The sequence below is a fragment of the Aquabacterium fontiphilum genome, from assembly GCF_009909205.1.
GTDB lineage: Bacteria > Pseudomonadota > Gammaproteobacteria > Burkholderiales > Burkholderiaceae_C > Aquabacterium > Aquabacterium fontiphilum.
Genome location: NZ_JAAAPN010000004.1, coordinates 224,529 through 247,294 on the forward strand (window position 1 = coordinate 224,529; position 22,766 = coordinate 247,294).

At 65.5% G+C, this 22,766-nt stretch carries 19 protein-coding genes; 11 read left to right on the forward strand and 8 right to left on the reverse strand.

Features of this window, described 5'->3' with window-relative positions; genetic code table 11:
* Positions 1-24: 24 nt before the first annotated feature.
* Complete coding sequence (locus GTZ97_RS06490; RefSeq protein WP_161649757.1) at positions 25-1,779, reverse strand: ShlB/FhaC/HecB family hemolysin secretion/activation protein; 1,755 nt, start codon at positions 1,777-1,779, stop codon at positions 25-27.
* A 178-nt stretch (positions 1,780-1,957) separates the two neighbouring features.
* On the opposite strand from GTZ97_RS06490, the gene GTZ97_RS06495 reads away from it, so the two are divergent.
* Positions 1,958-3,835 (forward strand): ABC transporter ATP-binding protein, encoded by a 1,878-nt coding sequence (locus GTZ97_RS06495; RefSeq protein ID WP_330863560.1) that lies wholly within the window; start codon positions 1,958-1,960, stop codon positions 3,833-3,835.
* A 78-nt stretch (positions 3,836-3,913) separates the two neighbouring features.
* On the opposite strand, the gene GTZ97_RS06500 is transcribed toward GTZ97_RS06495, so the two are convergent.
* The 3 genes from GTZ97_RS06500 to GTZ97_RS06510 all read right to left on the reverse strand — a co-directional run bounded on the left by GTZ97_RS06500 (position 3,914) and on the right by GTZ97_RS06510 (position 6,744).
* Positions 3,914-4,546, reverse strand: a complete 633-nt coding sequence (locus GTZ97_RS06500; protein ID WP_236651052.1) for an SDR family NAD(P)-dependent oxidoreductase — start codon at positions 4,544-4,546, stop codon at positions 3,914-3,916.
* On the reverse strand, positions 4,543-5,583 hold the full coding sequence (locus GTZ97_RS06505; RefSeq protein ID WP_161649759.1) for a MerR family transcriptional regulator: 1,041 nt from the start codon (positions 5,581-5,583) through the stop codon (positions 4,543-4,545). The genes GTZ97_RS06500 and GTZ97_RS06505 overlap by 4 nt, the downstream gene beginning before the upstream one ends.
* A 189-nt stretch (positions 5,584-5,772) precedes the next feature.
* Positions 5,773-6,744: a Tim44 domain-containing protein gene (locus GTZ97_RS06510; RefSeq protein ID WP_161649760.1), complete on the reverse strand. Its 972-nt coding sequence runs from the start codon at positions 6,742-6,744 to the stop codon at positions 5,773-5,775.
* Between the two features lie 222 nt (positions 6,745-6,966).
* Between GTZ97_RS06510 and GTZ97_RS06515 the strand changes: the two genes are divergently transcribed.
* Positions 6,967-9,534 (forward strand): YgiQ family radical SAM protein, encoded by a 2,568-nt coding sequence (locus GTZ97_RS06515; RefSeq protein ID WP_161649761.1) that lies wholly within the window; start codon positions 6,967-6,969, stop codon positions 9,532-9,534.
* On the opposite strand, the gene GTZ97_RS06520 is transcribed toward GTZ97_RS06515, so the two are convergent.
* Together GTZ97_RS06520 and GTZ97_RS06525 are read right to left on the reverse strand one after the other, a co-directional pair.
* Positions 9,487-10,176 (reverse strand): hypothetical protein, encoded by a 690-nt coding sequence (locus GTZ97_RS06520; RefSeq protein WP_161649762.1) that lies wholly within the window; start codon positions 10,174-10,176, stop codon positions 9,487-9,489. The genes GTZ97_RS06515 and GTZ97_RS06520 overlap by 48 nt on opposite strands.
* Positions 10,177-10,257: 81 nt before the next feature.
* Entirely contained in the window at positions 10,258-11,514 is a 1,257-nt protein-coding gene (locus GTZ97_RS06525; protein WP_161649763.1) for an MgtC/SapB family protein, read from the reverse strand.
* Positions 11,515-11,624: 110 nt separating this feature from the next.
* Between GTZ97_RS06525 and minC the strand changes: the two genes are divergently transcribed.
* From minC to GTZ97_RS06555, 6 genes are all read left to right on the forward strand, one after another.
* Complete coding sequence (minC, locus tag GTZ97_RS06530; protein ID WP_161649764.1) at positions 11,625-12,395, forward strand: septum site-determining protein MinC; 771 nt, start codon at positions 11,625-11,627, stop codon at positions 12,393-12,395.
* Positions 12,396-12,433: 38 nt separating this feature from the next.
* Complete coding sequence (gene minD, locus GTZ97_RS06535; RefSeq protein WP_161649765.1) at positions 12,434-13,249, forward strand: septum site-determining protein MinD; 816 nt, start codon at positions 12,434-12,436, stop codon at positions 13,247-13,249.
* 5 nt (positions 13,250-13,254) lie between these two features.
* Positions 13,255-13,515, forward strand: coding sequence for a cell division topological specificity factor MinE (gene minE / locus GTZ97_RS06540; RefSeq protein ID WP_161649766.1), 261 nt, complete (start codon positions 13,255-13,257; stop codon positions 13,513-13,515).
* A gap of 73 nt (positions 13,516-13,588) precedes the next feature.
* Entirely contained in the window at positions 13,589-14,371 is a 783-nt protein-coding gene (locus tag GTZ97_RS06545) for a ParA family protein (RefSeq protein WP_161649767.1), read from the forward strand.
* A gap of 432 nt (positions 14,372-14,803) precedes the next feature.
* Complete coding sequence (locus GTZ97_RS06550) at positions 14,804-15,370, forward strand: N-acyl amino acid synthase FeeM domain-containing protein (RefSeq protein ID WP_161649768.1); 567 nt, start codon at positions 14,804-14,806, stop codon at positions 15,368-15,370.
* A 66-nt stretch (positions 15,371-15,436) separates the two neighbouring features.
* Positions 15,437-17,353, forward strand: a complete 1,917-nt coding sequence (locus GTZ97_RS06555) for an ATP-binding protein (RefSeq protein ID WP_161649769.1) — start codon at positions 15,437-15,439, stop codon at positions 17,351-17,353.
* Here GTZ97_RS06555 and GTZ97_RS06560 read toward each other — a convergent pair.
* Both GTZ97_RS06560 and GTZ97_RS06565 read right to left on the reverse strand, forming a co-directional pair.
* Positions 17,331-18,257, reverse strand: a complete 927-nt coding sequence (locus GTZ97_RS06560) for a DUF808 domain-containing protein (RefSeq protein WP_161649770.1) — start codon at positions 18,255-18,257, stop codon at positions 17,331-17,333. The genes GTZ97_RS06555 and GTZ97_RS06560 overlap by 23 nt on opposite strands.
* Before the next feature lie 54 nt (positions 18,258-18,311).
* On the reverse strand, positions 18,312-19,202 hold the full coding sequence (locus GTZ97_RS06565) for an HDOD domain-containing protein (RefSeq protein WP_236651053.1): 891 nt from the start codon (positions 19,200-19,202) through the stop codon (positions 18,312-18,314).
* Positions 19,203-19,365: 163 nt separating this feature from the next.
* Here GTZ97_RS06565 and GTZ97_RS06570 point away from each other — a divergent pair, with 163 nt between their 5' ends.
* From GTZ97_RS06570 to GTZ97_RS06580, 3 genes are read left to right on the forward strand one after another with little or no spacing between them, the layout of a single operon-like run.
* A complete protein-coding gene (locus GTZ97_RS06570) occupies positions 19,366-20,337 on the forward strand; it encodes a tRNA dihydrouridine synthase (protein WP_161649771.1) in 972 nt (323 codons plus the stop codon).
* A 53-nt stretch (positions 20,338-20,390) separates the two neighbouring features.
* Complete coding sequence (ylqF, locus tag GTZ97_RS06575) at positions 20,391-21,341, forward strand: ribosome biogenesis GTPase YlqF (RefSeq protein ID WP_161649772.1); 951 nt, start codon at positions 20,391-20,393, stop codon at positions 21,339-21,341.
* A gap of 6 nt (positions 21,342-21,347) precedes the next feature.
* Positions 21,348-22,751 (forward strand): NYN domain-containing protein, encoded by a 1,404-nt coding sequence (locus GTZ97_RS06580; RefSeq protein WP_161649773.1) that lies wholly within the window; start codon positions 21,348-21,350, stop codon positions 22,749-22,751.
* Positions 22,752-22,766 lie beyond the last annotated feature (15 nt).

Genomic DNA, 22,766 nt, shown 5'->3' on the forward strand with positions numbered 1-22,766 from the left:
GCTGATTGAATGGTCTGGCGCTGATCAGAACGCGCCTTGAAGGCTGAAGCCGCCGACGCTGCCTGGCGGTCGAACGTCATGAGGGGCACGGAGGGGCCAAGCCATGAAGACGTCATAGGCGATGCCAGCCACTGCGCCGCGTAGGCCGAACGCTGCGCCGGTGAGGCTTCGGCCTTGCGCAGAGCCCGACACATTGCCGCCCACCCGGCCGTGGTCCAGGCCGACATAGACCTCATGCGGCGCAGGCGTCGGCGCCCAGCCCAGGTCCTGCCGCACGAGCCAGCCACGCTCGCCCGCCAACTGAGATTCCCCATCGAACCCACGCACGGTGTAGCGGCTGCCAATGCCGAAGCGATCCGGTGAGCTCAGCGGGGTGCGGTTCCACTGGACGCGCGCCACCGCCTGATGCCTCAGCGGCATGCCACCCAACCGAAAAGACTGGTTGAGTTGCGCATCAGCCAGGATGACGGCCATGCGGGAGGTGCCAGTGCCCGAAGCCTCTTCTGGCGCTGGCAGCGCGTTGAACGCACCCGTGCCACGTCGGTAGTTCAGGCCAACATCGGTGACGGCGCCTCCCCACACCGCACGGTGTTGAAAGCCCGCTTCCCAGCCGCCAGTCTGTCGCCGTTGAACCAGCACCTCTGCGTCATTGACGTAGTTTCGGGATGCTTTGGACCATCCTTTCATGGTGGCCGAGACTTTGTGGGCTGCATCGCGGTAGATGACCCGCCCCAGACGGATGTCGCCTGTGCGGCTGTTGCCACTGTAGCGATAGCTCAACGGACCGGCTGTCACGGTCTGGTGGTAGCGGCTCTCGCCGCCCGAGACGCCCAGGAGCCAGTAGCCAAACGGCACGGTGTACTGCACGGATTGGCTGGCCGAACCGCGGGCGCCATCGCGCCCGCCGCCGAGATCGTGCTGAAGGCTCAAGACAAGTTGGTCATGCAGAGTGAAGGGATGGTCGTAGACCAGTGTCAAGCCGCCTTGATAGACACCGGTCGCACGACTGCCTGTGTCATCAAACGAAAAGGCAACTTTCAGCGGCAAGCCTTGTTGCCAACTGATGACGAGGTCGCTGTCGCCGGGGCGCGCGTCTGGCGCCTCGCTGGGCACGATCTGGATATCGACCGACACGGATGCCGCACGCTTGAAGTTTTCCAGCCCTTGTTCAATGTCACGCAGATTGAGCAGGTCGCCCGGTTGCACCGGAAGCGCGTTCCACCACGTGAGTCGATCCGGATCCGAAACCTGTCCTGATCGAATACTGCGTACACGCCCGGGCACGACGGTCAGCGTCAGCGTTCCGGTGCTCAGTTGCTGAGGTGGCGCGAGCACCCGCGTGGTAACGAAACCGCGCGCAATGAGGGCGTTCTGAATGCGCGACATCACGGCCCGGACGCCTTCTGCCCCAAGGCAACGGCCAAGCGGGGTATCCAATGAGCCATCCGGCGTCTTGCCGGCCGCGTCGAGCGCCCAAGTAAAGCGCTTCGCATCGTCACCGGTGAGTTGAATGTGGTCAATTCGGAAGCAGGGCTGCTCGTCGGCGGGCAACGCGAGCGCGCGTCGATCCAATTCGGGCGCTGGCAGCCGTACATCCGGGCCTGTCCGACGCTGCGCCGCGGTGGCCTGTTCGCGCTGCTGACGCAGCAGTTCTTCCTGCAGTGCACGCTGAGCCAGCTCTGCCGGATCCGGCGCCTGTGCGCACAGCGCAGACGCGCACGCCCACATCACCGCCCCCAGCCCCGTACGGGCCAGTCTCCCTGTTTTTTGTACAGCCATGACTTATCAACCGTCTGAAAAACGGTCGCATCGTTACGCAATGCAACGCCGACGGAAATCCACCAGGGTGGGGAAAAATGTGACAAATCGTTGCCTGAGCGCGTCTCAAAGCCCTGTCTGCCGGGCCCACGCAGGAAAACCGCTACCCTCAATGGTTTGCCCCAAGCGGAGCCCCCCCGTGCTGAAGTGGTTCGAGAACCTGGTCCACCCCTATCCCGACGCGCCTGACCACGCCTTTCCAAAAGGCTTCATGGCGTTTCTGTGGGCGGGCACCGAGGGCATGCGCCCCTATCTGCTGGGCATGACACTGCTCACCGCCCTGATCGCCGCCTTCGAAGCGCTGTTGTTCAGCATGCTCGGCGGCATCGTCGACCAGCTCAGCCGCTACACGCCGCAGACGCTGTGGTCCGAAGGGGGGACGCACCTGGCCTTGCTGGCCGGCATCATCGTGGCCAGCCCACTGGCCGTGTGGTTGCAGACGCTGCTCAAGCACCAGACGCTGGCAGGCAACTTCCCGATGACGCTGCGCTGGCGCTACCACCGTCACATGCTGGGCCAGAGCATGGCCTTCTACCAGGACGAGTTCGCCGGCCGCGTCGCCACCAAGGTGATGCAGACGGCGCTGGCCGTGCGCGACACCTGGTTCATCGTGGGCGACATCCTGGTATTCGTGGTCATCTATTTCGTCACCATGACGGCCATCGCAGGCAGCTTCGACCTGTGGCTGCTGCTGCCCTTTCTGGGCTGGCTGGCGGCTTACTTGCTGGCCGTGTGGTATTTCGTGCCGCGGCTGGGCGAACGCGCACGTGCCCAGGCTGACGCACGCTCGCTGATGACGGGCCGGGTGACCGACGCCTACACCAACATCGCCACGGTCAAGCTTTTCTCGCACGCCAACCGCGAGGCCTCCTATGCCCGCTCGGCGATGCAGGAGTTCATGGTCACGGTGCACGGCCAAATGCGGCTGGTCAGCGGCTTCGAGGTGGTCAACCACACGCTGAGCATGCTGCTCATTCTGTCGACGGCGGGCATGGCGCTGTGGTTGTGGACGCAGGGCCAGGTGGGCATCGGTGCGGTCGCAGCGGCCACGGCCATGGCGCTGCGCCTCAACGGCATCTCGCACTGGATGATGTGGGAGGTGGCCAGCCTGTTCGAACACGTGGGCACGGTGCAGGATGGGCTGAACACGCTGTCGCGCCCCCACGCCGTGGTGGACGATGCACAGGCCCGCCCGCTGGCGGTGAGCCGCGGCGAGATCCAATTTGACCGCGTAGGCTTCGGCTATGGCAAGGACAAACCCGTCATCGACCAGCTCAGCCTGACGATCCGTCCCGGCGAGAAGATCGGCCTGGTCGGCCGCTCGGGCGCAGGCAAGTCGACGCTGATCAGCCTGTTGCTGCGCTTTTATGACGTCGAGTCAGGCCGCATCCTGATCGACGGACAGGACGTGCGCGGCGTGACGCAGGACAGCCTGCGCGCGCAAATCGGCATGGTCACGCAGGACACCTCGCTGCTGCACCGCTCGGTGCGCGACAACATCCTCTATGGCCGCCCCGATGCAGGCGATGCCGAGATGGTGCATGCGGCCGAACGGGCCGAGGCGCATGCCTTCATCCAGGGCCTGAGCGACGCACACGGTCGCATGGGCTACGACGCCCACGTGGGCGAGCGCGGGGTGAAGCTCTCGGGCGGCCAGCGACAGCGCATCGCGATTGCGCGCGTGATGCTCAAGGACGCCCCCATCCTGCTGCTCGATGAAGCCACCAGCGCACTGGACTCCGAGGTCGAAGCCGCAATTCAGGACAGCCTGTACCGCCTCATGGAGGGCAAGACCGTGGTGGCCATTGCGCACCGTCTGTCGACCATCGCCGCGATGGACCGGCTCATCGTGCTGGATCAGGGCCGCATCGTGGAAGAAGGTACGCACGCCAGCTTGCTGGCCCGCGGGGGTCTGTACGCGCGCCTGTGGGCGCACCAGAGCGGCGGCTTTCTCGGCGAAGACGACAGCGACTCACCAGGGCAGGCGGGCGCCGGTGTGGTCGAACAATCCGCCTGAGTCGGCGTCGGTCAGACCGTCGATGACGGCCAGCAGCCCGGCAGCGGCCTGAGCCGGTTTCTTCACCTGCAGGCCAGATCAAGCAAACGGCGCCGAAAGCGCTGTCTCGACCGTACCGGGGTGAAGCGCCACGCAGGCGGCCTGCGGCGACTGTCGCCGCAATTCGATGGCCGCCGTGCGCACGAACTGGTTGAGTGCCGCCTTGGCCGCGCGATAGCCGTACCAGCCCCCGAGACGGTTGTCGCCGATGCTGCCGACCTTGGCCGACAAGGTGGCCCACACGGCTCGCCCCTGACGCGGCATCAACGGCAGAAACTGCTGCATCAGCAGCGCCGGCCCCACCGCGTTGACGGCGAACTGGTGCATCAGGTGAGCGCGGTCCAGTTCGCGCCAGGTTTTCTCGGGACGCCAACCGTTGCCGTGCAGAAAGCCGGTCGCATCGATGAACAGGCGCAGAGGCCGGCCGGTGGCGTCAAGCTCACGCGCCAGCGCCTCGCGCGCTGACTGCAGGCTGGCATCCTCAAGCAAGTCGAGCGGCACCGCCTCGCGGCGCCCCACGCGCACCAACGGCACATCGGGCAACCGTGCAGCCAGTTGTTCACACAGGGCCGCGCCAATGCCGCCCCCCGCGCCCACGACCACCGCCACGCCATCGGACGCCCACGCCAAGGCCTCGAGCGTGGCGGCAGACGGGCGCGTGCCGCCACTCATGTGCGCACGGCGATGCGCTCGGGCAGCGGCACGCCCTCCGCCACCGCCAGCGTGGTGAGGGCGTCTTCCATCAGCGCACGCGCATGGCCGGCCACTCGGTAGAGGTATGCGTGCAGGGCGACATCGGCCGGGTGGCGCGTTTCGCATTCGGCGCTGTAAGTCTCGAACTGACTCAGCAGCGTGACCAGCTCTGACAGGTGATGCGGACATTCGCAGGCCACGCGGGGCATGGTGCGGATCAGTTGCTGCAGCGCCGACGCATCATACCGACGGGGCGGCGCAGGATCCGGCACCGCGCGCAGGCCTTGCGCCACCGTACGCCAGCCGCGCACCGTGTCGCGCACGACCTGGCCCAACTCGGCGGCATCCACCGGCGCACGGCGCAAGACTGCCGCTCGCGCGCGCAGCGCCTCAAGCACCTGTGAATTGGCAAAGCCATAGACCACGATCATCTGGCGCGCACCGACCATCCGGGTCAGGCGAACGAGCCAGTCCACCGTCTCCATGTGAACGGGACCCAGATCGGCCACAACCACATCGGCCTGGGCCTGACGCAGGCTCAGTTCGGACGGGCCGCTGTCCTCGGTGCAGCCAATGACCTCGATGCCCGTCATGCTGCCCAGCACGTCGCGCCAGCGCGTGGCCGCGTCGGGACCGGCCAGGACGACCCTCACGGGCTGGGTCAGCGCCTCGCTGAGGTCGGGCTCGCGCTGTGGCGTGCGGTCGATGGCCGGACGCAAGGTCATCGCACTGGTCTGGTCGGCCTCATCGAGCAACTCCTGCAAGCGCGCCGTGTCGAGCCGGGCCAGCATGCCGATGCTGTGGCCCTTGTTGAGCAACTGCTTGATGAGCACCAGCCGGCGCACATCCTGGCTTGAGTACAAGCGGTGACCTGAGGCCGCCTGCTGGGGACCGACCACACGGTACCGGCGCTCCCAGACACGCAATGTCGCGACCGGGATGTTCACCATGCGCGCGGCGGCGCTGCTGCGGTAGCGGGGTAAGCCCGCGTCATCGTGGTTCTTGTCGTGAGTCATCGTGCGTCAGCTCCTATCCACGACGCAGATCATGCCGAAAACCCACGTCATGCGCAGCACAGTCGCCCCGCAAAATCCACTTCAAATGGATTCAAACTCACTTCACCATGGCATTGCGCCAGGACAGCATGAAAAAAGCCGGGGCGACTGGCGTCAGCCCCGGCTCATCCCGGCAACAGCCGGCGCTGTTCAAGCAGCGTCCAACGGCGTGATGCCAGCAATGGCCCAATCGCGGCTTTCGTCCAGCGGCCGCACCAGATGCCACAGTTCGTCAAACGGCTGGGCGCCCGCGTCGGCCTCTTCACGGATCAGCCCAGTAAAGCGCACCGACACCACCCACTGCCCGTTCTCCTGAGCTGTGTCGACCAGCTCTGCGTTGAGCTCAAGCACGTCGGTCTGTTGAGCCACCCCGCCACGCTCCTGCAGATCCAGACGGAGCGAGGCGAACAGCTCGGGCGTGGTGAACTTGCGCAGGTCGTCTACCTGGCCCGCGTCGTTGGCGGCTTGCAGACGGATGAAGATCATTTTCGCAATGCGCTCGAAGCCAGCTGCATCGAAACCGGCAGGCATGGCCGCCGACACGGCCGGGGCAGAGGCCAAGGGTGCCGCCGCGGGGGCGGCTGGCGCGGGCGAACCCGAGCCCGACGGCATCTGCTGGAAGGCCTGACGCGACATCGGCGCACCAGCGCCCGCGCCCGCCAGTTGCGGCCCAGCGGCTGGCGCGCCGCGGAAACGACGCATCAGCCAGCCAATGACCACCATGGCCACGATGGCGAGCAGCGCCATCATCATGAAATTGGCCAGTTCTTCGCCGAAGCCCAGATGGCTGGCCAGCGCAGCCAAACCCAGACCGGCAGCCAGCCCGGCAATCGGCCCCATCCAGGAGCGCTTGCCCGCCTGCGCAGCCGCACCTGCAGCGCCAGCGGCTGCCGCGGTGTTGCCGGGCTGCTGGGCCGACGTGCCTTGCTGCGGCGCAGTGTTCTGGTTCTGCGCGGGCTGGTTCGGCTGCTGCTTCGGCGGCGGGGCTTGCCGCTGCATGCCGGCCGGGCGGCTGCCACCCAGACGTTTGGCCTCGGCTTCGATGGGGGCGACCGACAGGGTCACGCCGCCCAGGGCCACGGCCAGCGACGCAAAGATGCTAAGGAATTTCTGGCGGATCATGTTCATCGACGCACTATCCAGTGAGGGGAATCGGACACGCCCCGATTGTGCGCAAGAAGCGGCCCGACATGACGCCATCAAGGAATTGTCCGGGCCATCTTTACATGCAGAAACGCAAGCAGGGCAACGGGGGAACCGGCCTGCGAAACCCCGCGCGCTCGGGGGACTCCCCATTTTTGCTGCCGCCGGGCGACAATACCGGGTTGTCCACGGCCTCTTGCCATGCCTGATCAGATTGCCCCCACCCTGCCCGCCGCCAAGCCCTTGAGCAGCTACAAGCCTTTCTGGGCCAAGCGCTTTGGGACGGTGCCATTTCTGCCCATGAGCCGGGCGGAGATGGACGCGCTCGGCTGGGACAGCTGTGACGTCATCATCGTCACGGGGGATGCCTATGTCGACCACCCCAGCTTTGGCATGGCCGTGATCGGCCGCATGCTCGAGAATCAGGGCTTCCGCGTAGGCATCATCGCCCAGCCGGATTGGCACAGCGCCGAGCCCTTCAAGGCACTGGGCAAGCCCAACCTGTTCTGGGGCGTGACGGCGGGCAACATGGATTCGATGATCAACCGCTACACGGCTGATCGCAAGATCCGCAGCGACGACGCCTACACCCCCGGCGGTGTGGGCGGGGCCCGACCCGACCGCTGCTCGGCTGTCTACGCCCAGCGCTGCCGGGAGGCCTTCAAGGACGTGCCCATCATCATGGGCGGCATTGAGGCCTCGCTGCGCCGCATCGCCCACTACGACTACTGGCAAGACAAGGTGCGCCGCTCCATCCTGATGGACGCCAAGGCCGACCTGCTGCTGTACGGCAATGCCGAGCGCGCCATCGTCGAGATCGCGCACCGTCTGGCCGCCCGCGAGCCCATCGAGCAGATCACCGATGTGCGCGGCACCGCCTTCATCCGCCGTAAGGACGACCCGACGGCCGAAGGCTGGTTCGAGCTGGACAGCACCGAGGTGGACCGCCCCGGCCGCATCGACCAGCACATCAACCCCTACCTGATGACCACGCAGTTGGCCGCCGAGCAAGGCGAGACCTGCGCGCTGGAGGATGCGGGGGCCTTCGATCCGGTGAAGGCTGATCCACTGAAGGCGGGGCAGACCAAGCCAATCCGCATCGTGCCGAATCCGGCCGTAAAGAAGAAAGTCGCCGCGGAACTGGCCGTGGCCACCGCAGAGTCAACCGCCACGAGAGCGAGCGAGCACGAACAGGATGCCCATGAGGCCGACGAGCTCGAAGCCCAGCCCGCCCAACGCGGCAAAATGGCCCTCCCGCCGCGCGAGCGCACCGTGATCCGCCTGCCGGCCTTCGAGCAGGTCAAGGACGATCCGGTGCTGTACGCCCACGCCAACCGCGTGCTGCACCTGGAGACCAACCCGGGCAACGCCCGCGCCCTGGTGCAGCGCCACGGCGAGGGCCCGGCCGCGCGTGACGTGTGGATCACCCCGCCGCCCATCCCGCTGACCACGCCCGAGATGGACCTGGTCTTTGACCTGCCTTATGCCCGCGCGCCGCACCCGAAGTACGGCGAAGCCAAGATTCCCGCGTGGGACATGATCCGCTTCAGCGTGAACATCATGCGCGGCTGCTTTGGGGGCTGCACCTTCTGCTCTATCACCGAGCACGAGGGGCGCATCATCCAGAGCCGCTCCGAAGATTCGGTCATCCGCGAGATCGAGACCATCCGCGACAAGGTCTCGGGCTTTACTGGCGTCATCTCCGACCTGGGCGGCCCTACGGCCAACATGTACCGCATCGGTTGCAAGTCGAAGGTGATCGAAGCCGCCTGCCGCAAGCCCTCGTGCGTGTACCCGGACATCTGCCCCAACCTGAACACCGATCACAGCCTGCTGATCCGCATGTACCGGCGCGCACGGGCGCTGCCTGGCATCAAGAAGATCCTGATCGGCTCGGGCTTGCGCTACGACCTGGCCGTGCGCTCGCCCGAGTACATCAAAGAGCTGGTGACCCACCACGTGGGTGGCTACCTGAAGATCGCACCGGAGCACACCGAGGGCGGGCCACTGTCCAAGATGATGAAGCCGGGCATGGGCGCTTACGATCGCTTCAAGGAGCTGTTCGACAAGTACAGCGCCGAGGCCGGCAAGAAGCAGTACCTCATCCCCTACTTCATCGCGGCCCACCCGGGCACCACCGATGAAGACATGATGAACCTGGCGATCTGGCTGAAATCCAACGGCTTCAAGGCCGACCAGGTGCAGACCTTCTACCCCAGCCCCATGGCCACCGCCACCGCCATGTACCACTCGGGCCTGAACCCGCTCAAGGGCATCAGCCGGGATGCACGCAAAGGTGAGCGCGTGGACATCGTCAAGGGCGAGAAGCGCCGCCGCCTGCACAAGGCCTTCCTGCGCTACCACGACCCCAACAACTGGCCGCTGCTGCGTGAGGCGCTCAAGGCCATGGGCCGCGCTGACCTCATCGGCAATGGCCAGCACCACCTGATCCCCACCTACCAACCGGCCACCGATGGCGGCTACGAGAGCGCACGGCGCAAGAACTCGACCAAGGCCGGCACCCGGACCTCGGTGGTGACGGTGGGCCGTGTTCAGGGCTCGGGGACGGGCCCCAACAAGGGCGCAGGCGCGGGCGACAAGCCCCAGAAGGGCCGGATCCTGACACAGCACACGGGCTTGCCGCCGCGTGAAACGGGCGAGCGCGACCCGCGCGGAATCAGCAAGCGGCCATCAGCTCGCCCCGCATCAGGTCGCCCCTCGTCAGGCCGCCCCGCCAGTCCGCCCAAGCGCGGGCGCCGCGGCCCCTGAGCGCTTAAAAAACAGGCGGCACGCCAGCAGGATGAAGATGCCGATGCCCAACTCAAGAATCTCTTCGAGGGCGCCGGCGTGCAGATCGATCACCGGATCGAGGGTGATGCCAAATTCGGCCAGCTTGCGGCCCAGCCCGTCGAGCGCCTTGCTCACGAACACCAACCCGATGGCGATGGCCCAGCCCCACGCCTCCACGCTCCGCGCGCGCAAGGCGCGCAGAAACCACAGCCCATCTCGGCGGATGATGGTGTAAACCACATACAGCGCCAACACGATCACCGCGCCGCCGATCAGCTTCTGGTGCAATGGCACCAGCGGCGAGAACAGGAACTTGCCCTTAAGTACCCCGACCTCGGTGAAGCGCTTGTCGAAATCGGCCTCGCGCATGGCAAACAACACCATCAGCACGACATAGGGCCAGGCGCGCGCCCGCTGTGCCCAAGTCAGCATGTACGCCGCACAAATCAGGTACAGCACCGCGCTGACCGTCTCAATCACGCCGCCTTCCTTGAGGAACGTGGCACGCGACGCATCATCCATCGGCAGGCTCACCACAAACAGGAGCAGCAGCAGCAGCAGCAGCCCCGTGCCCAGGTAGGCACGCAGGGTCTGTCTTTCGAGCAAAGCGTCAGAGGTCATCGCGGGTCTTTCATGAGCCGGTTGGATCATCCATCCGACCAGGGGGTGACATTGTAGAGAGCCCCACTGCCTGAAGCGCGCTCATGTCAGATAGCCCAGCGCCCACGCGCCCCAGACCACCGACAGATTGCACAGCAGCGCGCCGGCCACCAGCGCGCCAAAGCGCGGCCCGCCTGACACGGTTGCCACCACCGTACGGGTCAGGCTGTTGACGGAAACGGCCACCAGCACGCCCGCGACCCCCAGGCCCAGCGCCACCTGCTCTGCACGGTACATCGACAGCAAGGCCGCCACGGGCGCATGGGCATCAGCCAGCGCAGCGATGGCGGTCGCCGTGAGCAAGCCGGCGCTGCCCCGTTGCTGGGCCCAATGCACCAGCACCGCGCCACCCACCAGCAGGGCTGCCACCAAGGCGGCCTCCCTCAGACGCAGCACCCGCCCACCTGGTGTCCGCTCGACTTGCTGCGGGGCCTGACCGTCCAGACGCCACAGAATCAGCCCCACCAGCGCGGGAACGGTCACACCCAGCGCGGCCATGGGTATCCAGGGCAACACATGGGTGGGCGACACAACGGCCGCCATGGCCAGCACCTGCACCCAGGTGGCCGCGGTCGACAACACCGCCGCGCACAGGCCCAGCCGCAGCGGCACTTGGCCATTGCGCACCAGGCTGCCCATGGCGCCCACCGTGGCGGTGCTGGAGACGAAGCCACCCAGCAGGCCCGACAACGGCAAACCGGCCCGTGGGCCCAGCAGACGCTGCCCCAGATGGCTGGCAGCCTGCATCAACAGGATCAGCAGCACCAGCATGGCCACGCGACGCGGCGACAAGGCCCCCAGCCAGGCCAGTGGCTCGGCCGGCAGCAGTGGCAACAGCACCAGCGCCAGGGCCGCCAGCAACAAGCCGTCATGCAACTCGTCTTCGCTGAGCCAGTCGGTGGCGAAGTGATGCAGGCGCTCCTTGGCCGCCAGCACGCCCGCCAGGACGGCGGCACAAGCCGCTGCCAGCTCCGGCTGACTCACCGCCTGCATGCCAATCAAGGCCGTGGCGACCAGGGCCAGTTCGGTCGTGAGCCCGGGATCGTCCGAGCGGGAGCGCCAGTACGACAGGGCCGCCAGCGCGCCCACGCCAGCCAGCGTCATCACCGCCAGCCACAGCGACACGGTCTGCGCCACGGCACCGGCCAGCGCCGCCACCATGAAGGTGCGCAACCCTGCCGAAGCCCGGTCCTGCCCGCGCCCCTTGCGGCGCTCGCGCTCCAGGCCGATCAACAGGCCCGCCCCCAGTGCCACGGCCACACCGGCCTGCTGGCTTGTCCACCACACCGTGTCCGACATTGCTGACACCACCCTCCTCGGCTTTCAGTATGCGTGCGAAACCACGCACGGCAGGCTGCATGCCCGACAGGGTGGCTTAAACTCCATGCTTTCTCAGCGAACGCCGCCCAATGTCCGCCGCAGCCCCCGGAAACGCCTCGAACCTGTTCGACTTCAAGAGCGCCTCGCTCACCCTGGAGGCCTTCCTGCTCAAGACGGGCAACCTGACCGCACTCGAATCGGCGCTGACCGAGCGCTTTGGCGACAGCCCGGATCTGTTTGACGGCGAGCCTCTGGTGATCGACCTCACCCATCTGGCCAGCCTAGACGTGACGGTGAACTTCAACGCGCTGATCGGCCTGCTGACACGATTCAAGCTCAAGCCCATTGCCTTCCGCGGCGGCAGCCCCGCCCAGGCGCGCGCCGCTCGCGAGGCCGGTCTGGCCGAAGCACCGGACAGCATCGCGGCGCCCGCCCGGGTCGAGACCGTGGTCCAGGAAGTGATCAAGGAAGTCGTGCGCGAAGTGCCAGTCGAGGTGCGCGTCGAGGTGCCTGTGGCCACCGCTGCGCCGACCCTGATCGTCGACAAGCCGCTGCGCTCCGGCCAGCAGATCTATGCCAAAGGCTGCGACCTGATCGTCACGGCCGTGGTCAACCACGGCGCCGAGGTGATCGCCGACGGCAGCATCCACGTCTATGCGCCGCTGCGTGGCAAGGCGATTGCTGGCGCCAAGGGCAACGACCAGGCCCGCATCTTCTCGACCTGCATGGAGCCGGAACTCCTGTCCATCGCAGGCACCTATCGCACCACCGAAAACCCGCTGCCCGCCAACGTCAAGGGCAAGCCGGCCCAGATCCGTCTGGACGGCGATCGGCTGGTGTTTGAACCGATTGAACCCTGAACCCGACTTCGACCGCATCTCAGAAAGGACCGCCATCCATGGCCAAGATCATCGTGGTGACCTCCGGTAAGGGGGGCGTGGGCAAAACCACCACCAGCGCCAGCTTCGCCTCCGGCCTGGCCCTTCGTGGCCACAAGACCGCCGTCATCGACTTCGACGTCGGCCTGCGCAACCTCGACCTCATCATGGGCTGCGAACGCCGGGTGGTCTATGACCTGATCAACGTGATCCATGGCGAGGCCAACCTCAACCAGGCCCTCATCAAGGACAAGCAGTGCGAGAACCTGTTCGTGCTGGCTGCCTCGCAAACGCGCGACAAGGAAGCCCTGACGCAAGACGGCGTCGAGAAGGTCCTGAAAGACCTGGGCGAAATGGGCTTCGAGTACATCGTCTGTGACTCGCCCGCCGGCATCGAGACCGGCGCGCTGATGGCCATGCACTTCGCCGATGAGGCCATTGTGGTCACCAACCCCGAGGTGTCGTCGGTGCGCGACTCCGATCGCATCCTGGGCATGCTCAGCAGCAAGACCAAGCGCGCGCAGGAAGGTGCCGAGCCGATCAAGGAACACCTGCTCATCACCCGCTACAACCCCAACCGGGTGGAAGGCGGGCAGATGCTGTCGCTGGAAGACGTCTACGACATCCTCAAGGTCAAGCTGATCGGCGTGATTCCCGAGTCGGAAACGGTGCTCAATGCCTCCAACCAGGGCATCCCGGCCATCCACATGAAGGGCACCGACGTGGCCGAGGCCTACAGCGACGTGATTGATCGCTTCCTCGGCCAAGACAAACCCCTGCGCTTCATCGAAGCTGAAAAGCCTGGCTTCTTCAAGCGCCTGTTCGGAGGCAAGTGACCGTCATGGGATTCCTCTCCTTCTTCCTCGGTGAAAAGAAGCAGACGGCCTCGGTCGCCAAGGAGCGCCTGCAGCTCATCCTGGCGCACGAGCGCAATGGCCGCAGCCACAGCCCCAGCTACCTGCCGGATCTGCAAAAGGAACTGGTGGCCGTGATCTCGAAGTACGTGGCCATCAACCCGGACGACATCAAGGTCGCCATGGAACGCCAGGGCGACCTGGAAGTGCTCGAAGTCAAGATCGAGCTGCCAGAAGCCGGACGCTGAGCCGCTCTTTGCGTGAAATGACTGTGCTGCAGTGCACAATGCAGCCAGTCATTGCGCTAAGAGGACCCGGGTCATGCGTTACGTCGTGTTCAACCAGAAAGGTGGCGTCGGCAAGTCCACCATCACCTGCAACCTCGCGGCCATCAGCGCCGCACAGGGGCTGCGCACCCTGGTGGTCGACCTGGACCCGCAAGGCAACTCCACCCACTACCTGCTGGGCGGCCCGCAGGAAGACGCGGTCGTCTCTGCTGCCGAGTTCTTCGATCAGACCCTGAAATTCACCGCGCGCCCGAAGGGCCCCGATGAATACGTCGTCGACACGCCCTGGCCCGAACTGCGGCTGATGCCTTCTCATCCTTTGCTGGACGAACTGCACAGCAAGCTGGAATCGCGCTACAAGATCTACAAGCTGCGCGACGCCCTGGACGAGCTGTCCGAGTCGTATGACCGCATCTACATCGACACGCCGCCGGCTCTCAATTTCTACACCCGCTCGGCGCTGATCGCCGCCCAGGGCTGTCTGATCCCCTTTGACTGCGATGACTTCTCGCGCCGCGCCCTGTACGCGCTGCTGGAGAATGTCCAGGAGATCCAGTCCGATCACAACGAATCGCTCGCCGTGACGGGCATCGTGGTCAACCAGTTCCAACCGCGCGCCTCGTTGCCGCAACGGCTGGTGCAGGAACTGATTGACGAGGGGTTGCCCGTGTTGCAACCTTATCTCAGCGGTTCGGTGAAGATCCGGGAGTCGCACCAGCAGGCCAAGCCGATGGTGCACCTGGATCCGCGGCACAAGGTGACGCAGGAACTCATCGCTTTGCACGCCGCACTGTCTTCTGCAGGCAACGTCGCCTGATCTTCCCGCGGGCCTGTCGCAAAATGCGCCCGCAAAGACGCATCGTTGCGTTTACGCACTTATCAAGTGCATCGTGGCAAGCTACGCTGGCACGGACCTTGTTAATGTGAAATTGTTCACATTTGTTTCTTATGCCGGGTGTGAAATGGCGTAATCAACGCGCGTGACCGCGTATTGGCCGCCCTCGCCCGCTGGGTTCGAGTTGTCTTGTTACTGGCAGACGGTTGTGGGGTTACCGCGTCGGTCGCCAGGTCCTTTTGCAGTTCAGGCCGACACATGACAAATCTCCCGATACATGGGCTTCGCCCATACAGCGTCGATCCGGTGAGAACCGAATCGCTGCCGTTCCGTGTACGACTGGCAAACACTGACCACGATCTTCATCGTCTTGTGCAACTTCGGGCCGCGGCGTATGGCCGTCATGTACCCGGCATGGAGCGTGTGCTGGCCCAGCCTGAGGAAGACGATTTCAGGCCTGATGTAGCGCTCATTCTGGCCGAATGCAAAACCACGGGCGAAGTTTTGGGCTCGATGCGCCTGGTCACCAACTTCCAGCACCCTTTGCACATCGAAACGGAGATCGAATTGCCGGCTCTGTTTACCGCCCGAAATCTCATGGAAGCATGGCGCTTGACTGTCCGTCCGGGGCCGGCAGGAAAAATGGTAACGGCCGCGCTGTATAAAGTGCTGTACGAGGTGGGTTATGCGGCGGACGTCGACCACGTGCTGGTGGTCGCGCGCCGCCCTGTGGACCGCCTGTATCAGTCGATGCAGTTCAAGGAAGCATTAGCCGGGCAAAAGATCGCCTTATCCAACACTTTGGGACTGCCTCATAGCCTCTATCATCTGCCAGTCAAAGACGCAGACCGGCTCTGGCGACAAGCGCAGTGCGCGCTTTATCCGTTCATGGCCATGACCGTCCACCCTGATCTGGAAGTGCATCACCATGAGGTCACGCAGCGGTTTTTCGCGGCAGCGTATGCCGAGGATCGACTCTGAGAGACGGCGCGCTGCCGGCCTCATGCAGCTTCTAGCGGGCGCTCCTTGGGGGCCCGCACGATGACGATGGCCGCAACCCGCACAGGCAAGCTGTACCGCCTGATCGTTGCCCGGTTCCGTTCGATGGGCAACCGCGGATTCAATAATGCGAGCCTTGAAGCGGACTTCATTCGAAGTTACCAGTCGTATGGCGTCCGATTTCTCTTCATCCTCTGCCTCGTCGGCGCGCTCTGTTTTTCTGCTTTCTGGCTGGCTGAACTGACCGCCAGCGGCATGATTTTCAACGAGCGTCAGAATCTTCGCCTGGCGCTCATCGGAAGTCTTCTCGCCTTCGCGAGACTGACCCAGCGCCATCAGCGTTTCCTGACCACGCATTATTCGTTTGCCTGTTCTGTGATGGTGGTATTTACCGCCATCACCACGGGATACCTTGCACACCTGACGCCACCGTCCTCTCCCACGTTGGTGGCATATTGGGCGATCACCACCTCGATGGTGTTGATCACGCTGATGACATATGGCTTTGCACGCTTGCGCGCTGGCGCCACGCTGTTGCTCGGCAGCATGGTGGCGCTCACTGCCGTATGGTTCGCCGCCAAGGTGCCGCATTTTGAAGCAACGTCTTTTCATCGCATGCTGATTCATCTTGGCGCAGCCAATGCGCTGGGTTACATGCTGTATCGCTTCGCCATGCTGCGCGAACGCAAACTCTTCCTCCAGTCCAAGCGCAAGAATCACATCGCCGAGTTGCGACGCATGAAGGAACAGGCCGAGGCTGCCAACCGTGCAAAGACGGCCTTTCTGGCCAACATGAGCCACGAGATCCGCACACCCATGAACGGGGTGATTGGTGCACTCGGGATGCTCAACGACCAGCAGTTGTCCGAGCGCGACCGGCTGTTCGTGAAGTCAGCGCGCGATTCTGCGCGCAACCTGCTGCAGGTGCTCAACGAAATCCTCGATTTCGCCAAGATCGACGCGCAGAAGATTCGGCTGAATCCCCAGCCCTTCGATCCCCGCCATACGCTGTCGAGCGCCGCGCAGGCATTCCAGGCCACTGCGGAGCAAAAGGGCATCCGCATCCGGCACGACCTGACCCAGTTGCCCGTGGAGGTACGTTGGCTGGTGGGTGACGCAGGCAAGCTGCGCCAAGTGCTGCTCAACCTCGTGAGCAACGCCGTGAAGTTCACCCAGCAGGGCGAAGTACTGATCAGCGCGCGCGCCACGCAACCCAACCCGCATGAGGCACGCCTTGTCATCGATGTCTCGGATACCGGCGTCGGCATCCCGCCAGACGGGCTGGAGCGCCTGTTTCAACCTTTCTACCAGGTGGAGTCGGGGACCAACCGCAGCTACGGTGGCACCGGCCTGGGACTGGCCATTTGCAAGCAGATCATCGAGGAGATGGGCGGGCAGATCGGTGTGCGTAGCGTGATGGGCGTGGGCACCACGTTCGAGATCGCGCTGGACCTGCCCTGCAGCCTCCACCCGCCCGGCAACCACCAGGCCGCCGATGACACCAGCGATTTCGTCGACTCCCTGCCCGCACCCTCATCCGATGTTCGGCTTGAAGGTGATGTGCTGCTCGTTGAAGACAACGAGGTGAACGCCTTCATCGCCAGCATGACACTGGAAAGCCTGGGCGTTCGCTGCCAGCAGGCGCGCAACGGCGAGGTGGCGGTAGAGATGTTCAAGGAACAGGCCTTCGACCTGATCCTGATGGATTGCGAGATGCCGGTGATGGACGGATACGAAGCTGTCCGCATCATCCGCGGACTGGAGGCGGACGACACCGCTCGGCCGCGCACACCCATCATTGCGCTGACGGCCCATGCACTCACCGGCGACCGCGAGCATTGCCTCGAAGGTGGGATGGACGACTATCTCACCAAACCCTTCGACCGCGAGGCCCTCGCCCTGGCGCTCGGCCGGTGGCTGCCTGCTGCTACGCCCACCGGGCTCAGCGCCGCGTCAGACGCTTGAACAAGGTCAAGCCGCCAACTGCTGCCAGACCTGCCGCAACGCCGGTGGCCGCGTCGGCCAGCAGCGGCAGCACGAAAGACACGGAGGGGCCAACGTCGGGCCACGCTGAGACCGACTCGGTGGCGTGATGCACGACCTCGTGCAGGGCGGGAAGGCCATGCACCAGAATGCCGCCGCCGACAAGGAACATGGCCGCCGTACCGGCCACCGACAGCAGCTTCATCAACTGCGGCGCGGCCTTCAACAAGAGACCTCCCAGCCAGCGCGCGCTCGCATTCGCCCGCTGTTGCAGGTGCAGCCCTGCATCGTCCATCTTCACGATGCCTGCCACCAGGCCATACACGCCGACCGTCATCGCCAAGGCCACGGCGCTGAGCACCATCAACTGGCGCGTCAGATCGGCCTGGGCGACCGTGCCCAGCGAGATCACGACAATTTCCGCAGAGAGGATGAAGTCGGTTCGCACCGCGCCGCGGATCTTGTCGCGCTCGTAAGCCACCAGGTCCACGGCGGGATCGGCCACCGCGCGGGTCAGATGGGCATGGTCCGCTGCAGCCTCATTTGGCGCGTGCAGCCACGCGTGCAGCAGCTTCTCGACGCCCTCGAAGCACAGGAAGAGGCCACCGGCCATGAGCAAAGGGGTGATGGCCCACGACGCAAATGCACTGATCGCCAAGGCGCTGGGCACGAGAATGACCTTGTTGATGAACGAGCCCTTGGCGACTGCCCACACGACAGGCAATTCGCGCTCGGCACGGATGCCCGTGACCTGCTGGGCATTCAGCGCCAGATCGTCACCGAGCACGCCGGCGGTCTTCTTGGCCGCCACCTTGGACATCACCGCCACATCGTCCAGCACCGTGGCGATGTCATCGATCAAAAGCAGCAAGCTGGCGCCGGCCATGGCAGGTTCCCCGGGTTCTGTGTATGCAGCCGGGGATGGTAAACCAGCGCAGTGTCAGACCACGTGCAGCAACTCGTGCAGTTCGTCTTCCCAGGCGTGGAGGTCTTCGGGCTGGACCTCCAGCCACGCCATGGCAGCTTCGCCGTAGCGCGTCCAGTCGGCATCCGGGTCGACGCCTTCGTGGCGAACGGTGATGTACTCGGCCACCAGCCCCAGCGCAATCAGTGTGTTCGCTTCCGGATCAGCGCTGCGCTCACCCAGGGCCTCCAGATCGTGATGCAGACGTATGCCGGCGGTCACCGTGGGCGACAGTCGCCAGACGCGGGCGACAAGCGCCCCCACCACGGCATGGTCGGTCTTGTGGTTGGCGTTCTCCGTCTGGACGTACGAGCGGTCGATGCGCGCACGCGCCTCCACCATGGTGCCCGTATAGCCTTTGATGCTTTGCACCATGACCGGCAACCCAACATGGCAGAACAGGCCGTAGGTGTGTGCCAGATCGGCCGACACGCCTGGCAGTTTGCCCGCCAGGTAAGACATCGCCGTCGCGCGCTTGGCCGATCGCTCCCAGAAGCGAGTGAGATGGGGCGAGTTCACGCGGATGGCGCGCCGGGTGAGGAATGCCGTCATCGCGCCTGCCGTGTGCGCCAGCCCCAGGCGATTCATGGCTTGGCCAATCGTCTGCACAGGCTGCCCCGTCGAGAACGCCGGGCTGTTGGCCTGTTTGAGCAAGGTGGCCGACATGGCGACATCCGATGTGGCGATCCGGGCGACCTCATTGAGATCAGGCTCCGGTTCGGCCAGCGCCCGTTGAAGGCGGCTGAGCAGTTCCGGGCAAGGCGGGATCGTGATGTGCTGGAGCGGGCCTCGCGCACGGGCGTGGTCAAGCTCCCGCAGGATGTCATCGGTGGCGGCAGCGGCGGCGACAGCGGCAGACGTCATCATGTGAAATGCGGTAGGCTGGGACTGGCAGGTTTGTTCGTCATATCGGCGTCGCATCGGCAAGCTTGAGCGACGAAGCGCAGATTCGCCTCCCTTGCGTCCACCTGCGCCACCCCTGCCCACGAACGCCTACACTGCCGGCTTCGTTGTCTGCCGGGCCTCACCCATGACCCTGCTGCTGGCCCCGATGGAGGGCTTGCTGGATTGCACCTTGCGGGATGTGCTGACCCGCATCGGCGGCGTGGACCGTTGCGTGTCGGAGTTCATCCGCATCACCGGGACGCTGCTGCCCGAACGTGCCTTTGTTCGCATCGTCCCCGAGCTGCGCCAGGGCGGTCGCACGCATGCGGGCACCCCGGTGCGCGCACAGCTGCTGGGTTCCGACCCCGCCTGCATGGCCGAGAACGCCGCGCGCCTGGCCGGTCTGGGCCCCGCCGGCATCGACCTCAACTTCGGTTGTCCGGCCAAGGTGGTGAACCGGCATGGCGGCGGCGCGGCGCTGTTGAAGGAGCCCGAGCAGGTGTACCGTGTGGTTGAGGCCGTCCGGCGGGCGGTGCCACCGGACATGCCGGTGTCGGCCAAGATGCGCTTGGGCTTCGATGACGACGCACTGGCCGAAGATTGCGCCCGTGCCATCGCCGCGGGCGGCGCAGGCGAACTCGTCGTGCACGCCCGCACCAAGGCCCACGGCTACCGTCCGCCCGCCTATTGGGAGCGCATCGCCGACATCCGCGCTGCCGTGGCGATTCCGCTGATCGCCAATGGCGAGATCTGGACGGTGGATGACGCTCGCCGGTGCCGCGAGGCCTCGGGCTGCGATGACCTGATGCTGGGTCGTGGGCTGGTGGCCGACCCGGCCCTGGCCTGGGCCATCCGTGCAGAGCTCGACGGCGCCCGCGCCCGGCCGGTGCAGTGGGACGAGTTGCTGGCCATGATGGATGTGTTCTGGGAACAAGTGTGCGCGCGGGTCGAAGGCCGTCACCGCGCCGGGCGGCTCAAGCAATGGCTGAACTACCTGCGCCGCACCTACCCCGAGGCCCAGCAGGCCTACGACACCCTGCGCACGATACAGGACAGCCGTGCCATCACCGCGTGGCTACAAGCACAACGCGCCGAACAGCGACAATACGCGGCGTGATGCCGGCCATTCGGCCGTTCATCCGAACACCCAACTCAGAGAACCTTCCCCGCATGGCCATCAACTGGTTCCCGGGTCACATGCACGTGACCAAGAAGGCGCTGATCGAGCGCCTGAAGGAGACCGACGTCGTGATCGAATTGCTCGACGCGCGGCTGCCGGGTTCGAGCGCGAACCCGATGCTGGCCGAGCTCACCGGCCGCCGTCCCAAGCTCAAGGTGCTCAACAAGCAGGATCTGGCCGATCCGGCCCGCACCGAAGCCTGGCTGGACTGGTACAACGCCCAGCCCGAGACGCGTGCCATCGCGCTGGATGCGGGCGAAAAAGCCCCGGCACAGCGCTTGATTCAGGCCTGCCGGGGACTGGTGCCACAACGCGGCGGCATGGACAAGCCACTGCGCGTGGTGATCTGCGGCATCCCCAATGTTGGCAAATCGACGCTGATGAACACGCTGGTGGGCCGCAAGGCCGCCAAGACGGGCGACGAAGCAGGCATCACGCGGGTCGAGCAACGCATCAACCTGGCCAGCGACTTCTACCTGTTCGACACGCCGGGCATGCTCTGGCCCAAGATCATCGTCGAGAAGAGCGGCTACCACCTGGCCGCCAGTGGCGCGGTGGGCCGCAACGCCTACGACGAGGAAGAGGTGGCGCTGGAGCTGCTCAACAGCCTCAAGGGCCACTACGCGTCGCTGCTGGCGGCGCGCTATAAGCTGTCCGACACCGTGGCCATCCCGCAGCAGCATGATGACGAGCTGCTCACGCAGATCGGCAAGCAACGCGGCGCCGTGATGGCAGGGGGCCGCGTGAACATGCAGAAAGCAGCCGAAATCGTGCTGAACGACTTCCGCAGCGCCGCCCTGGGCCGCATCACGCTGGAGACACCCGAGGTCTTTACCGCGTGGCGCGAAGCCGCCGAAGCGGCCGAAGCCGAACGCATCCGCGCCAAGCAGGCGGCCGAACAGGCGCGCCGCAAGGCCTTCAAGAAACCCATACCCGAGTGAGAACCCATGGCCGCTACCCCTGACCACATCAGCATGGCGCTGTTCTGCGACTTCGAGAACGTCGCCCTCGGCGTGCGCGACGCCAACTACGAGAAGTTCGACATCAAGAAGGTGCTCGAGCGCCTGCTGCTCAAGGGCAGCATCGTGGTGAAGAAGGCCTACTGCGACTGGGACCGCTACAAGGGCTTCAAGGCCCCGATGCACGAAGCCAACTTCGAGATGATCGAGATCCCCCATGTGCGCCAGTCGGGCAAGAACTCGGCCGACATCCGGATGGTGGTCGACGCGCTGGACCTTTGCTACACCAAGGCCCACGTCAACACCTTCGTGATCATCTCGGGCGATTCAGACTTCTCGCCGCTGGTCTCGAAACTGCGCGAGAACGCCAAGTACGTGATCGGTGTGGGCGTCAAGCAGTCGACCTCGGATCTGCTGATCGCCAACTGCGACGAGTTCATCTTCTACGACGACCTCGTGCGCGACAGCAACCGCCAGCGCAAGGACAGCCGAGACCAGCCGCAGCCGCGCCGCTCGCCCGAAGAAGAGGCCAAGCGCCGCGCAGAGATGGAGAACCGGCGCACCAAGGCGGTGGAGCTGGCGGCAGAGACTTACGAGGCCCTGGTCACCGACCGCGACGAGGGCGGCCGCATCTGGGCGTCGGTGCTCAAGGAAGCCATCAAGCGGCGCAACCCGGGCTTCAACGAAAACTACTACGGCTTTCGCACCTTCGGCAATCTGCTCGAAGAAGCGCGCGCGCGCGGTCTGCTGGATTTTGGTCGCGACGAGAAATCGGGCACCTACGTCTCGCGCGGCTCCGGCGTGCCAACCGTGAGCGTGGGCGCGGCGCCTGTCCCTCAAGGGCAGCAGCCTGCCACCCTGCCCACCCCACCGCTGGCCTCAACGGCGCGCGGGGAGCCCGCGATGGACGAGACCGAGGCTCAGATGGCCGACACGTCAGCCGCCGAAGCCGCCACCATGCCCGCCACAGCGACAGACACGGCGCCCCGCCCCAGCGCAAAGCGCAGCCGCGGCGGCCGCAACGGCAACCGCCGGGGCAACAAGCCGGATGCGGCCAACCAGCCCTCGAACGAGACGCCCGTCAGCGAGCCCGCCCAGCCGGAAACCGCGCCTGAAGCGCACGCAACGCCGGTCGAGCCGACGCCCGCGGCCAAGCAGGCCCGGGGCGGCCGTGGCTCGGGCCGCCGTACACCGCGCAGTGAGGCTGTCACCGCCGCACCGACCGCACCCGCACCAACCGCACCCGCGCCGGTCGATGCACCTGCAGCCACCGCCATGCAGCCCGCGCCAGACAGCGACGCTGGCCCCGCCGCGAAGACCCGCCGAGGCGGCAGCCGGCGCAAACCCGCCGCCAAGAAGACGCCCACATCCACCAACGGCTCAACAGACTGAGGCGCGCCGTGCGGC